This is a genomic window from Aeromonas sp. Y289-2 (assembly GCF_027705925.1).
Lineage (GTDB): Bacteria > Pseudomonadota > Gammaproteobacteria > Enterobacterales > Aeromonadaceae > Aeromonas > Aeromonas veronii.
Genome location: NZ_JAPDCH010000016.1, coordinates 23,434 through 36,985, shown reverse-complemented (window position 1 = coordinate 36,985; position 13,552 = coordinate 23,434). Strand labels below are relative to the sequence as shown.

General features: G+C 56.2%; 10 protein-coding genes. 3 read left to right on the top strand and 7 right to left on the bottom strand.

Annotated elements, in window-relative coordinates; all coding sequences use genetic code 11:
- Positions 1-17 precede the first annotated feature (17 nt).
- Positions 18-902 (top strand): ABC transporter substrate-binding protein, encoded by an 885-nt coding sequence (locus tag OKC43_RS18790; RefSeq protein WP_236272364.1) that lies wholly within the window; start codon positions 18-20, stop codon positions 900-902.
- Positions 899-2,881, top strand: coding sequence for a Fe(3+)-hydroxamate ABC transporter permease FhuB (fhuB, locus tag OKC43_RS18785; RefSeq protein ID WP_236272339.1), 1,983 nt, complete (start codon positions 899-901; stop codon positions 2,879-2,881). Before OKC43_RS18790 ends, fhuB begins: the two co-directional genes overlap by 4 nt.
- A gap of 423 nt (positions 2,882-3,304) precedes the next feature.
- Here fhuB and OKC43_RS18780 read toward each other — a convergent pair whose 3' ends face one another.
- From OKC43_RS18780 to mntA, 4 genes are all read right to left on the bottom strand, one after another.
- Positions 3,305-4,624, bottom strand: a complete 1,320-nt coding sequence (locus tag OKC43_RS18780) for a type II toxin-antitoxin system HipA family toxin (RefSeq protein WP_160836702.1) — start codon at positions 4,622-4,624, stop codon at positions 3,305-3,307.
- Positions 4,624-4,878, bottom strand: a complete 255-nt coding sequence (locus OKC43_RS18775) for a helix-turn-helix domain-containing protein (RefSeq protein ID WP_042013334.1) — start codon at positions 4,876-4,878, stop codon at positions 4,624-4,626. Before OKC43_RS18775 ends, OKC43_RS18780 begins: the two co-directional genes overlap by 1 nt.
- Positions 4,879-5,047: 169 nt before the next feature.
- Positions 5,048-5,476, bottom strand: a complete 429-nt coding sequence (hepT, locus tag OKC43_RS18770) for a type VII toxin-antitoxin system HepT family RNase toxin (protein ID WP_042013332.1) — start codon at positions 5,474-5,476, stop codon at positions 5,048-5,050.
- On the bottom strand, positions 5,469-5,918 hold the full coding sequence (mntA, locus tag OKC43_RS18765) for a type VII toxin-antitoxin system MntA family adenylyltransferase antitoxin (protein WP_160836704.1): 450 nt from the start codon (positions 5,916-5,918) through the stop codon (positions 5,469-5,471). Before mntA ends, hepT begins: the two co-directional genes overlap by 8 nt.
- Before the next feature lie 446 nt (positions 5,919-6,364).
- Here mntA and OKC43_RS18760 point away from each other — a divergent pair, with 446 nt between their 5' ends.
- Positions 6,365-6,988, top strand: a complete 624-nt coding sequence (locus tag OKC43_RS18760; RefSeq protein ID WP_108612519.1) for a recombinase family protein — start codon at positions 6,365-6,367, stop codon at positions 6,986-6,988.
- Between the two features lie 560 nt (positions 6,989-7,548).
- On the opposite strand, the gene OKC43_RS18755 is transcribed toward OKC43_RS18760, so the two are convergent.
- Genes OKC43_RS18755 through OKC43_RS18745 form a run of 3 tightly spaced genes read right to left on the bottom strand, consistent with a single transcriptional unit; the run spans position 7,549 to position 13,534 of the window.
- Positions 7,549-8,298 (bottom strand): M48 family metallopeptidase, encoded by a 750-nt coding sequence (locus OKC43_RS18755; RefSeq protein WP_270660417.1) that lies wholly within the window; start codon positions 8,296-8,298, stop codon positions 7,549-7,551.
- 6 nt (positions 8,299-8,304) lie between these two features.
- Positions 8,305-11,595 (bottom strand): type I restriction endonuclease subunit R, encoded by a 3,291-nt coding sequence (locus tag OKC43_RS18750; protein WP_270660415.1) that lies wholly within the window; start codon positions 11,593-11,595, stop codon positions 8,305-8,307.
- On the bottom strand, positions 11,588-13,534 hold the full coding sequence (locus tag OKC43_RS18745; RefSeq protein WP_234576502.1) for an RNA-binding domain-containing protein: 1,947 nt from the start codon (positions 13,532-13,534) through the stop codon (positions 11,588-11,590). The genes OKC43_RS18750 and OKC43_RS18745 overlap by 8 nt, the downstream gene beginning before the upstream one ends.
- Between the last annotated feature and the right edge of the window lie 18 nt (positions 13,535-13,552).

Genomic DNA, 13,552 nt, shown 5'->3' with positions numbered 1-13,552 from the left:
ACCGTTTATTGAAGAAGATGGCACCCTGCCTTATTAGCCTGCTGCTGCCACTATCGGCGCAGGCCGACACATCCCCGATCGCCTCTGCACCGCTACCCCGTATCGCCACCGTCGACTGGACCATAGCCGAGACCCTGCTGGCACTCGGGGTGACGCCGCTGGCCGTTGGGGATGCAGGCCCCTATCAGGCATGGGTCGGCGAGCCACGGCTACCTGCCGGAGTGGTGGATATCGGCCTGCGCACCCAGCCCAACCGTGAGCTGCTGGCGGAGCTCAAACCCGATCGCATCCTCATCTCGCCGCTGGCGGCCCCGCTGGCGCCAACTCTTTCCCGCATTGCACCGGTGAGCACCATCGCCCTCTATGATGGGCAAACCGATCTGTGGCAGCGGTTGCACGAGGTGACCCTGACCCTCGCCCGCATGGTGGGCAAAACCGCCGAGGGCGAACGGCTGCTGGCCGGGCTGGATCGGGATCTCGCCAGAATGCAGGCCAGATTGCCTGCGGATCTGCCGCCTCTGCTGGTGGTTCAGTTTATCGATGAGCGCCATGTGCGGGTGTTTGGTCGCCACAGCCTGTTCGATGCGGTGATGACGCGGCTCGGGCTGCGTAATGGCTGGCAAGAGCAGACCAATGACTGGGGTTTCTCGGTGGTCAGCATCGAGCAGTTTATGACCTTGCCAACCGCGCGGCTGGTGGTGGTCGATCCCATCCCGGTAGGGGTGAGCGAACGGCTGCAGGAGCCTGGGCTGTGGCAGCATCTGCCGCTGGTTCGGCAGGCGCCTGTGCTGCATCTGCCTGCGGTCTGGAGTTTTGGCGGCGTACTTGCCGCTCGCCGTTTCGCCGGTCTGCTCAGCGATGCATTGCTGCAAGATGCCGAGCGTATGGAGGCGAGCCGATGAAGCGACTGCTCACATCGCCGCTGCTGCGGCCGGTCTCGATCCTGCTGGGGTTGACCCTCTCGCTCGCGTATTGGGAGCTGGCTCGCCAGCTGCCCGGTGCGCTCTGGTGGAAGAGCCTGTTCACCCCCAATCTGAATGACGTCAGCCAAGCAGTGGTGCATTTCAGCTGGCTGCCCCGCTTGGCGGTCACCCTGCTGGCCGGGGCGGCGCTCGGGCTGGCGGGTACCCTGATGCAGCAGGTGCTGCGCAACCCGCTCGCGTCACCGACCACCTTGGGGGTAGCCTCCGGCGCTCAACTGGCGTTGATGATGGTGACCCTGTTTGCCCCCTCCTGGTTGCTGCTGGGGCGGGAGTGGATCGCCATGGCCGGCGGCAGCCTTGCGATGGGACTGGTGTTTGCCCTGGCCTGGCGTCGCCAGCTCAATCCGGTGGTCATCGTCTTTGCCGGGCTGGTGATCAACCTCTATCTGGCGGCCATCAGCATGGGGCTCTTGCTGTTCTTTCAGGAGGAGCTGAAAGGCTTGCTGGTGTGGGGCAGTGGCTCGCTAGTGCAGAACAGCTGGAGCGGGGTGAGTTACCTGTTGCCCCGCCTGCTGGCAGCTGCTGCGTTGGCCGCGGTACTGGTGCGCCCGCTGGCGGTGCTGGAGCTGGATGATGCCAGCGCCCGCAGTCTGGGGGTCTCCCTGCAGCATCTGCGTTTTGCCGGACTGGGGCTGGCGGTGTTTGTCACCGCTTGCGTGGTGAGCGTGGTGGGGCTGATCGGCTTTATCGGGCTGGCGGCGCCCGCCATGGTGCGGCTGCTCGGGATCCGCCAGCTTGGCCAGCGGCTGCTGTGGGCTCCGATCCTCGGTGCCCTGCTGCTGGCGGCGACCGATCTGCTGCTGCAGAGCCTGAGCCGCTGCTGGCCAGTCTTGATCCCCACCGGCGCCATGACCGCCCTGCTGGGGGCGCCGCTGCTGCTCTGGCTGATCCCGCGCCTGGGTATCAAGTCGGGTACGCCTAAGGCAAACGCCGGCCTGCTGGTGGCTCGCCATCCGGCTCCGGCTCGCCTTATCGGCCTGTTGCTGGTCGGGCTGCTGCTGGCCGTGGTCGCCACCCTGCTGTTGGGGCAGGGAATGACGGGCTGGAGCTGGCCAAGCTGGCTCCGCTGGCAGGCCCAGCTGGAGTGGCGGTTGCCGCGCAGTTTGGCGGCGGGGGCGGCTGGCGTGCTGCTGGCGCTGGCGGGCACCCTGTTGCAGCGGGTCAGCAACAACCCGATGGCGAGCCCGGAGCTACTGGGGGTGAGCGGTGGCACCTTTATGGGGGTGATAGCGACGGCCTTACTGCTGCCTGCTTTGCCGTTGCCCATAATGCTGCTGGGCGGCCTGATCGGGGCCTTCGCTTGTCTCTTGCTGCTGGTGGTGGTCAATCGCAAGCACGGCTTCCAGCCGGAGCGGATCCTGCTCTCAGGTATCGCCATCACAGCATTGTTTGAGCCGTTGCAGGCCATCGCGCTGGCCAACGGCGACCTGCGGGTGCAGCAACTGCTCTCCTGGATGTCCGGTTCCACCTACTACGTCACCCTGCCGGTGGCCTATGGGCTGGTGGGGCTGGCGCTGTTGATGCTGGCCGCCTGCCTGCTTGTCAGCCGCTGGCTCGATCTGCTGCCAATGGGGAGTGCGGTGGCGACCGCGCTGGGCATTCGCCTCTACCGTGCCCAGCTCGCCATCCTGCTGCTGGTGGCCGTGCTCACTGCCAGCGCCACCCTGGTGGTGGGGCCGCTTTCCTTCGTTGGTCTGCTGGCACCACATATGGCCAAGCTGATGGGGTTGGTGCGGGCACGCTGGCACCTGCTTGGGGCCGCCGCTTCCGGCGCCCTGTTGATGGTCTCGGCGGACTGGGTCGGTCAGCAGATCCTCTTCCCGCAGGAGGTGCCGGTTGGGCTGGTCTCCACCCTGTTAGGGGGCGCTTACTTCATGTGGTGCCTGCGTCGCCTCTAGGTTTGCGGACAAAAAACGCACAATAAAAAGCCCGGGATGAAACCGGGCTTTTTATTGCCTGCTGTGCGGAGAGTTACTTGCCGATGCAGAATGTAAATAATCTATTATCTTCAATATGTTAGTGACTTATTGGGGGGCTCTTGGGGTAAAAGTAACTAAAACAGCATATTGAGAGGCCGCTCACGGGTTTCTGCTATCGTGCAGCGTTCCCACATAGTCCATTCTCGATCGTGCAGCCTTCCCATATGAATCAACGCGATGCTACTACACGCATTCAAAACCGCTTTTTAGGTGAGTTTTGAACATATTTTGAACCGACCATAGCACCGTCCGGTGCCTGGAAAGCCGCTTTTACTCTTCGAACCGTGCAAACTTCCCATCGGTGGTTTGGCTAACCGTGCAATCATCCCACATACCGTCAATTTAATCCCAGCCCTTTATCAGCCTGGCTGAGCGGGCTTTTAGGCCCTCTAGAATGGTGCTGCTGATGGCATCGGGGAAGCCCGCTGGCAATTGCTGGGTAACACGCTCAATAACATCATCAACGGAGTTGGCCAGTTCTGTCAGGATCTCTTCCATAGCAGAACGCTCAAATCCCACAGCTTTCGCCGTTTGGAAGAAATGACGCGGGAATATCTGCTCAATTGCGTATTTCTTTCCCTTGCTGCTTGCTAGGCCCATAGCGAGCTTGGCATCCCTTCGGTTGAGGCCTCGGCCGCCAAACACTGGATAGACAGATAGGATGTCGTAAAAAGGGGTCAGGCGAAAACGCCCTTCCGGTTCAATAAAGACCGAGAAGTTCTTTGCATGGCCATCGGTGGCCGCCAGCAGCCAGAACAGGACCTGAGATTTCATGAACAGGTAGCGATCCTGTTCTGGTGTCGCAGAGCCCAGCAAGGTTTTCATGATGTCAGTGATCCCTGGTCCTCCATGACTCTCGTATTTCCGTGCTGACGGAACATTCAATACCTGACAGAAATCTTCTTGGGGAAGGCGCATGATCCAACTGCGATCGGCAGCGTAACGTCTGTCGAAGCGTTCCACAGCCAGTGCTTTGACCTGGCCAACCTGCATCATGAAGCAGTGAGGTACGGGTAGACCAAACTCCTTGGCAATCAGAGTGCAGAGATATTCGTTTTCTACGCTCTGGGAGAGGTCTATCGAGTAGGAGTGGCTTTCAATCTTGCCAATAGGGAGTTTGATAATGTGGGTTGTCGGCGTTGCGTTGAGTGGCAAGTACCAACGGCCATCGAGATAGAGCAGCGCTGTCTTTTCTTGCGCTCCGGCGATAGAGATCCGGAACTCCTCTTGCTCCCTGACCATCCCCAAAGGGATTCCTGATTTGTAGCTGGTCAGGATCTGCTCGAGCTCGGCATCGGAAAGTGCTTTGTAGTTGATTCGCCTGACATCTGGAACGTCGTGCCCTTCGGTAACCAGCTGTAATGCCCCTACGCTATCCTGGCCAATGCAACTGAGCAGATCGAAGGGCTGAGTTGATGCCGCTTGATAGCGTGCTACAACCCTGTTCCTCACCTCCGTATTATCTGGCAGCAGGTTGTCGAAGAAGTTATAGGCTTCATCGCCCCGGTAGGCCTGATGGCGCAATGGCATGGAAAGTGAGATGGGACGGCTGCCCGGTTGTGCCAGCCATGACTCATGGTACTGAAACTGATGGGCGCCGCTGGTAGTTTTGGTGAATGTGCCTACCCGATAGCCGTTCATGTAGACAGCCAGATTGGCCATTACCACTCCTCCTTCCAGCCCGATGCCGGACTCTCGGATGACTCATTGCGGGGTTTGATGTCCAGTGACAATTCGAGTGATGCGAGGATCTTGAACAGGGTTTCCAGCTTGGTGGACTCAGGATTGAGTTCGAAGCTGGAGACTGTGTCTTGCCTAATCCCCACTTTCTCGGCCACTTTGCCTTGAGAGAGCTTTTGAGAAAGCCTGGCATCCTTGATACAGGCGCTCAGCTGCTTGGCGCTGGTTACTTTCATGATTCGACAACCTGGTAGCGTGCCTTCTTCCAATTTACACGCTGTGGCAGGTATATCAATGTTTACCTGTTATAGGAGGTAAATATAACTTACACGCTATAGCCGGTATTAAACATTTATCCCCTATAGTGGGTAAGAGAACGGTAAACGGAGATATGACGTCGAAGTTTCAATCAATATGGGCAGCCAACCAGTCGAGACCTTGCTCTGCAAACGTGAACAGCTGGTCGCTATAGCCTTGAGCAATGACGCTACGGATGATCTCGGGGTCAATATTCAGATAGTCGTGCACCAGCGCATTGCGAAGGCCAATGATCTTGCGCCAGCCGATTAAGGTGTCGGGGGATAGCTCACCACGCTGGGCCAGGATTTCGAATGCCTGATAGGCATCCTGTGGGGTATGACTTGCCAATGCTTTAGCCCAGTGCTTTGCCACGCCAATACACGCTTCGATAGACACTTGTAGAGTTCGCTCAGCTGCGCGGTACTCCAGATTGGAAAGCGCCCGCAGCGCCAGAATAGCCCGTATCTCTGACAGCTCGGCCTTGTAGCGCGAGAGGCTGATACGTAAAGCTCCTATATAGGCGTTATCACTCATCTTTACTCCACTCCTCAGAATGATGTTTGCTGATATAGGCTTGGCGATGGGGATAACCAAGTTCCATCTGCGACATTATCCGCGCCTCCTCTTGCAAACGCCGCCCCTCATCACGGCTATAGAGAGGACGATTTGCATCTACGACCGCAAAAGCCAACGGAATCGGGGCCTGATTGATATCGACGACCGAAAGTTTCCCCTCTGCCAATCCCAGGGCACGTTGCCACTCCAGCGCGAGCAGTTCAGGGCGCAAGCGGTTTTCCAGTGCAGTACCCAGTGGTCCACTCTGTTTGATTGGATCAAAGGCCACCGCCAGATCCCAGTCGCTGGCAGGACCTGCAGTTCCCTTGGCACGGGAGCCGTAAAGCCAAAGCACCTGCACTTGGGGGTTGCTGTTGGCGAGGGTAATCAGCTGGTGAATAACATCGCTGTCGGGTTTCATATTGGTACGGCCATTTGGTCGTTTGAGACAGAGTTCTGGTTAGTATGGTGCCACATGGTTGGGCTTTTGTACGTAACTTCCAGTAGCCTGCCGCGCTGCGCTTGGCTGCTGGCTTGTTCGGTGAGTCGAAAAGATGACTCACCTCAAAGCCCAGCTTCTGTAGATTTCCTCCTTTGGCATCCTATTCAGCAGATCAGGAATGGTGAGCAACGTCGCTTAAATACTCAAATACAACTCAAAAGCGACTTTGTGATGACGGATCACATTTAAAGTTTGTGCTGTCAGATCAAAAGGCTATCGAAAGGTTGTGTTTCGAGCGTCATGTAGTGGTTCTAAAAAGGTATACCCCATAAAAACCACTCAATACCCTCTCGAAAATGTTATAGAAACCACTTATATTGAACTTATAATTTGGAACCAGTTTAAACAGACCAATGGAGGTTTCAATGTTCATACGGGCGTATTTACGTGCATCGACTGTGGAGCAGGATGCTGAGCGGGCACGAGAGCTGCTGATTGGTTTTGCTGCAGAGCATGGCCATCAGATAGCCAGTTTCTATGTGGAGAATGAGTCTGGTGCAACGTTGGACAGGCCTGAGCTTATGCGGCTGATCCGCGACGCTGCAGATTGTGACATTGTGCTGGTAGAACAGATTGATCGTCTGGCCCGTCTCAATCAGACGGATTGGCAAACATTGAAGCAGTTGCTGGCTCAGAAACAGCTCTCAATCGTTTCTCCGGAGCTTCCGACTTCCTGGGTGGCGTTACAGGGGGACAACCGCTCCGAGTTCACCAGCGCCATTTTGCAGGCTGTAAATGGCATGCTGTTGGATATGCTCGCAGCAGTCGCTCGCAAAGATTATGAAGATCGCAGACGCAGGCAGCAGCAGGGTATTGCCAAGGCCAGGGATGAGGGGAAATATCGCGGTCGCCAGAAAGATGAAAAGAAGCGTCAGCACATCGCACAGTTGTTGGGCACCGGACACAGCTACTCGGTGATCCAGGAAATGTTGGGCTGCTCCCGCCATCTGATTTCGTGCGTGGCAAAAGAGGTCCGTTCAGCAAAATAGCGGGTCATTTATCCGAGGCACCCATGCGACGCTTCTCGATATACAGCCACGCAGCAAAGGCGCCAAACCCTATCAGGAATGAAAACAGGAGGATCAGGATGACGATGCTGTTCATGGTGATGGCCTCAGGTGTAGCGGATAAAGGATGCAATCAGGTGATCGTGTGACCAAACTCCATATCACCATGGACTTCGCTCAGGAAAAAATCAACAACGCACTGAAAGTATTGAAGTTTGTTCGCTCACAACAAACATGATTGCGTGGAATCACGCAGGATGTGGAGCCATGGAATGAACACTGTCATTCCCAACAAATTCCTGTCCAGTTTCTTTCCACATAACTATCTATCTGGAAAAGTGGTGTGAATTTTCCACATAGTGGAATGCCTGTTCAGAACGAGTTATGTGGAATCCTGATCGAAGACTTCCTATCTATCTGGAAATTTCGTGCCGTTTTTCTCTTTGGAATATTGGTCATCTTGTTTGAAGGGATGATGGACTCTGGTGTGCTGAAATATGGGGGGCGGATTCCTATCTATCTGGAATTTTGCCCCTCATATTTCAGGATGTCAGCAGTCGGTGGGCCATCCCGTCGAGTAGCAGCTTGGTCTTCTCCCAAGTCGGCATCACCTGGCTGAGCAACCGCCAGAATCGCTCGCTGTGGTTGTGCTCGGCTAGGTGGCAAAGCTCGTGGAGGATGACGTAATCAATGCACTCTCTAGGGGCTTTTACCAAATGAGGATTGAGCGTGACCCGGCCATTGGGCGAACAGCTTCCCCATTGGGTTTGCATATTCAGCAGGCGTAACGGAGGGCGATCCACAACCCACAAGGCTTGTTCCAGCATGGCATCGAGACGTTTGGCGAAAAGCTCTCTGGCGCGGGTTCTATACCACTGGGTCAGTTGAGCCTTCACTGTCTCGGGTCCTGGCTTCCTGACTGATACTTCCAGCTTGCCTCGCAGCAGTTTGACCCCTTGCACACTGCTTGGTGCAACGATGACCTTGAGCAGGTATTGCTTGCCGAGGTAAAGGTGACTCTCGCCACTGACATAACGGCGTGGCGTGATATGTTCCAACTGCTGACGAAAGTCACGCAACTGCTCGTAGATCCAGCGGGCACGCTTTTTTACCGCCGCAAGCACCTCTTCATCTGGCGTTTGCGGCGGAGCCATCACCTCAACCCGGCAGTCAGGATGCACCTTGATCAGCAGTTTGCCTGCCTTGGGTCTGGTGAGCCGTTCGAACCTGATAAGCTCACCGCCATAGGAAAAGTGCTGGAGCCTATTGGTCATGTTGCCGGAGGTACTCATCTGCAGTTACATCCCACTGTGACCAACTCGGGTAATCTGCACGACCATTTCCACCATACGTTTGGCTTGATCCATGCCACAGCCGATGGCCTTGCACTCGGTGAACAGCAATGGCAGCAGCTTCTTGCGAATATCGGCCTCAATATTTTGCGGGTTGATAGAGTGTTCGGCGACCGAGGCATCAACCAACCGGTCGATCTCGAAAGCGAGTTTGACCCACTTTTCTTCAACCTGATCATCCTGGCTGTCAAACAGTTGTGGCAGGTTCTTTTTAAAGACACCGAAGTAGGCCTGAGCATGGCGGTTAGTGCCAAAAGCATCAGGCATATCGTTCAGGCGGCGTTCCTGTACCCGCTCTTCAAACTCGCGGAACAGCATGTACTGCTTGAGAGGGTGATCAAACAGTTTTTCCGCCTCTTCAATGGCGAGGCGCAACAAGGTTGAGAAAGACTCCCGAGCATAAGGGTCATCTCTGAGATCCTGCTCAATCATGCGCGTGACGCGAGTCTTGATGATGTCAGTCTCGTTGCGGGTCTTCTCTTTGCTCCACTCTTCCGGCGGTTTTTGCTGTCCCATCTTGCCAACTTCATACACACCACCGGGCTCTTTGACCTCGACACCAACCACATGCTTGTCGAGTAGCTTTTTCACCTGCTGGGCATACTCGTCGTAGTCGACTCGTTCACCTGCATCCTGTTGCACGGTTTGCCGCAGGCTGGAGAACTGTTGCAGCGTCTCTTTGTAATGGCGGCGATCCGCTTCGGTAAAGGCGGTGTCCTCGAAGAACGAGGCCGACTGTAGAGCTACTTTCAGGCAACTGGCAAAGCGGGATAGTGCTTCATAGAAGTCTTCACGCACCTTGAGATGCACATCTACCAGCTCTCCCTCTACCTCTTCCATTCGGGGTACCAGCACCTGGCGCAGTTGCTCTATGTCCTGCTTGTTCTTTACCCCGGCAAAGATGTTCCACAGATCCTTGTAGAGCTGTGGCAGGCGCTTGTATTCAGAGCTCATCTGGTTGTAGAGGCCGGCGATGTCGTCAAGGTCATAGCCGCCCTGAGTGCGTGAGGCGAGATCCTGATACTTGGCGATAGTGGTATCTAGCTCCGAGAGAATGCCGCGGTAGTCGATGAGCAAGCCAAACTCTTTGTCCGGGTGCAACCGGTTAACCCGGGCGATGGCCTGGATCAGGTTGTGTTCCTTCAAGGGTTTGTCGATGTAAAGCACCGTATTCTTGGGCTCATCGAAACCGGTCAGTAACTTGTCTACCACGATCAAGAGCTTGAGCGGATCATCCTTGTCGGCGAAGCGTTCGATAATCTGCTTGGTGTAGAGCTGCTCATCCTGGCTACCCACGTTATCTTTCCACCACTGCACGACCAGAGGGAGGGTTGATTCATCAACATCGGTATTGCCCTCCCGGCTATCGGGGGAGCTGATAACAATGGCAGATTCGAACAATCCAACCTCATCGAGATATTGCTTGTACTTGATGGCGGAAGACTTGCTGTCGCAGGCGAGCTGACCTTTCAGCCCTTCCGGAATGTTTTTGTCGAAGTGCTCGGCTATGTCGCGAGCGATTAGCTGGAGCCGGTCATCGGCTTTGTAGAGTTCACCTTTGCGCGTGTATTTGCGCTTCAGGTCAGCCTTTTGCTCCTCGGTCAGGTTGGTGGCGATGCGGTTAAAACCGGCATCAATCGCCCTGTCGTTCACATCGAGATCCGGGATGCGTTCTTCATAGAGCAGGGGGGTGACCGCCTTGTCCTCAACGGCTCGCTGCATGGTGTAAGCGTGCAGGATGGGGCCAAACTTGTTGGTCGTCTTGTCGTTTTTCAGTAGAGGGGTGCCGGTAAAGGCCACAAAGGCGGCATTGGGCAGGGCCAGTTGCATGCGAATGTTGTTTTCGCCCCCTTGGCTACGGTGCCCCTCATCAATCAGCACGATGAGGTCCGGGCTCTTGTTGACGCACTCAGGCAATTTGGTGGCAGTGTTGAACTTCTGGATCAGCGAGAAAATGATGCGCTCGGTACCCTTGCCAATTTGCTCGGCCAGTCGCTTGCCCGAGGTGGCCATCGCCGCGTCCTTGTCCTTCTTGCCAGCCAGTTCACCACTGGATGAGAAGGTCTTGCTGAGCTGGCTTTCGAGATCCACTCGGTCGGTCACGACAATGATGCGGCAGGCTTTAAGTGCATCATGCAGGATCATCGCCTTGCTCAGGAAGACCATGGTGAACGACTTGCCTGATCCTGTGGTGTGCCAGATCACCCCGCCTTGGCGGCCGCCATCAGGGCGCTTGTGACTGATCCGCTCGATCAGTCGCTTGATGCCGAACACCTGCTGATAGCGGGCCACTATCTTGCCGGCTTTCTTGTCAAACAGGGTAAACAGACGGGTCATCTCCAGCAGCCGATCAGGTGACAGCAGGCTGATAAGCAGCCGATCCTGGTCCGTCACCGCCAACTCGCCGGCGGCCAATAGGGTCTGGTACCAATCCAGTGTGGCCGGTGGGCGATGATCAAACAGTGTCGAGAGGGTATCTTGGGGAATCGGCCGATTCTTGATCTCGGCCATCTGCGCGTCGCTTATGTCCTCTTCACGCCAGGCAGCCCAGAATTTTTCCGGTGTGCCGCAGGTGCCATAGCGTCCTTCGATTCCGCTGATGGATAGCAGCAACTGGCTATAGGCGAACAACAGCGGGATCTCACCGTGTAGCTGGTTGCGAATAGTCTGGGAGATCCCCTCCTTGACGGTAGGCCCCTTCTTGGCGTTGCTATCCGGGCGTTTCGCCTCGATCACCGCCAATGGCAGGCCATTGACGAAGCAGACGATATCGGGGCGACGAGACTCTATACCACTGGCTCGGGTGACGTGAAACTCTTCGGTAAAGGTGAAGCTGTTATTGTGCGGGTGATGCCAGTCGATCAGGGCAATGGTCGGGCTTACCTTCTTGCCATCGATGAATTCGGTGACCGACATGCCGTAGAGCAAATGGTTATAGATCCGTTCATTGGCGGTCATCAGCCCCTCGTTAAGCGCTGGAGTACACAGCTCACTCACCAGATTGTCGACCGACTTGGCGGACAGTGGATACCTCTTGCCAGCATACACAAAGGCGCGTTTGCTCAGCTCCTCGCGCAGAATTTGGCTCAGCACGACCTGGTCATATTTATTGTTACGGGCTGCCAGTGCCTGCTTGGGGGGCAGAAAAGTCCAGCCCAGCTGGGTCAGCAGGGTCAGGGCCGGGATCTTGGCGCTGAACTCTTCTTGAAACTTGGGTACGTGGTGATGATCAGTCATTGAGTTCAATTCCCCGTGCAGCGAGCCATTGGCGCCCTTTCTCTGTGGTTTGGTAAGCCTGTTCCGGATGATTGGGCACTTCCGGGTGGGCATAGCCAATCAAGCCCTCTTGTTCACGCATGATGTTCAAATGGGACGCCTTTAATGCGTTTTCCCGCCGGTTCAGCGTTTTGGCCAGTTGCTCGGTTTTGTAAGGACGCATGGCACAGAGCCACAGAATCACTGGCCACAGGTTATTTCTGCGTGCTTTGGGGGTGAGTTGGTCTATACGAGCGAGCAGATCTGACGGGAGGTCACCCGCATTTGAGCCGAGGTCACCTCTATTTGCCGCGAGGTCACCCGTATTTGCGTCGAGGTCACCCGTATTTGCCACGGGGTCACCTGCATTTGAGCGGGGGCTCTCATCATTGGCAGCAGCAAACAGCGGGAGTTCGTGAGGCGCTGACAGCTCGTAGTAAGTGGAGGAGCCTGCCCCCCCTTTGACCAGCAACTGGTACTGATGATGCAATCTTCCCAGTATCTGGCTGGCGGCGAGCGTATCAAGGCCGGTAATGGCTCGAAGGCCTGCGTTATCCACCGCTCCCGTCTCTTTGGCCAGGATCAGTGCTTTGGCCTCATCGTTGTTCAAGGTGAAATGAGCGAATTGTTTGAGCCAGGCCAACTGCTCTTCGCCCATCAGCTGATGCAATAGATAGGTTGCCAGAAACTGGTTCTGGATGACCTGACTCATAAAAACAGGCGCGGTCAGACCCACCTGGTCCAGCAGACGTCGCATGGTGCGGATGCCGGAGCCTTTGGTCTCGGCAAAGCTGACGTCGTAGAGCACAGAAGCCAGCACCGGATTGCGCAGGATAGAGCCCATCTCCCCCAGCATCGCCTCGGGCTTGAGAGAGTAGCCGGCGTTGCGTATCTCGAGACGGTTGCTAAAGCGCACCACTATGATGGGCTGATTGACCTGATAATCACGGTGCATGACGGCGTTGACCACCGCTTCGCGAATCACCTTCTGTGGCAGCAAGGGCTGGTCGTCTCGCTGGGTTTTGCCCTCTTCCAGACGAAAATGCTTTGGCAAGTCATCCAGAATGGTGGCCTCCAGTTTGGGGATCAGCGTCAGCAGGGGTTCACGCAGATCCAGCGTGGTGTCGAAGCGCTGTTGAGGGTCTTCCACCCACTGAGTGCCGGCGACGCGCACATAGTCCACGCGCATGGCGGGTAACAGTCTTCGCAGCGCCAGCGGTTTGCCAAGGAGCAACAAGCCGGCGATAGTGGGTACCCATTCACCTTGGCGCTTTTTCACCAGATTGAGGGATTGGAGCATCTCACTGTCACTGGCCTGCAACTCTTCAGCATGAGGGCGAACCTTGCTGCGCAGCGTGCGATAGAGCTCGATGGCGTGGGGATCGAGATCATCCCAGTGGGCGTCAGGCAGCAGAACCTGCTCGAACCCCAGGCCATTTTTGGCGAGCAGCAAGGGCTCCAGATCCAGCTGGGAGCATTCGTAATCACCGTTCAATCCCCGTCGCCAGACGCCGCTCTTGCGCTTGTTCTTGCTGTCGTATTTCCCTTTAAAGGTGCAAGGCTTGGCTGCCGGCTCCAGTTCGGGGACAAAGACGACTAGCACACGTTTTCCCTCCAGCTGATGGGCTTGTGCCTGTACCGGGATCGGCTGTTCAAACTGATCACGGCAGTTGGTTTGCAGGGTGTTGAGGAGCTGGTCACTGTGGCTGACACCGCATACCGAAAAGGTGTCGTGTGTGTCATCTGGCTCGTTAACCCCGAGCAGCAGATAGCCACCACCAAGGCCAGGCTCATTGGCAAAGGCACAGATCGACTGCATGACGGATGAACCGATGTCGCTGCCTCGCTTGGCCTCGATACGGGGACACTCATCCAGCTCGCGCAACTGAGCCAGCAACTGCTCCGGGGTAAATTCGATCATGCCTTTGAACGCTCCTTC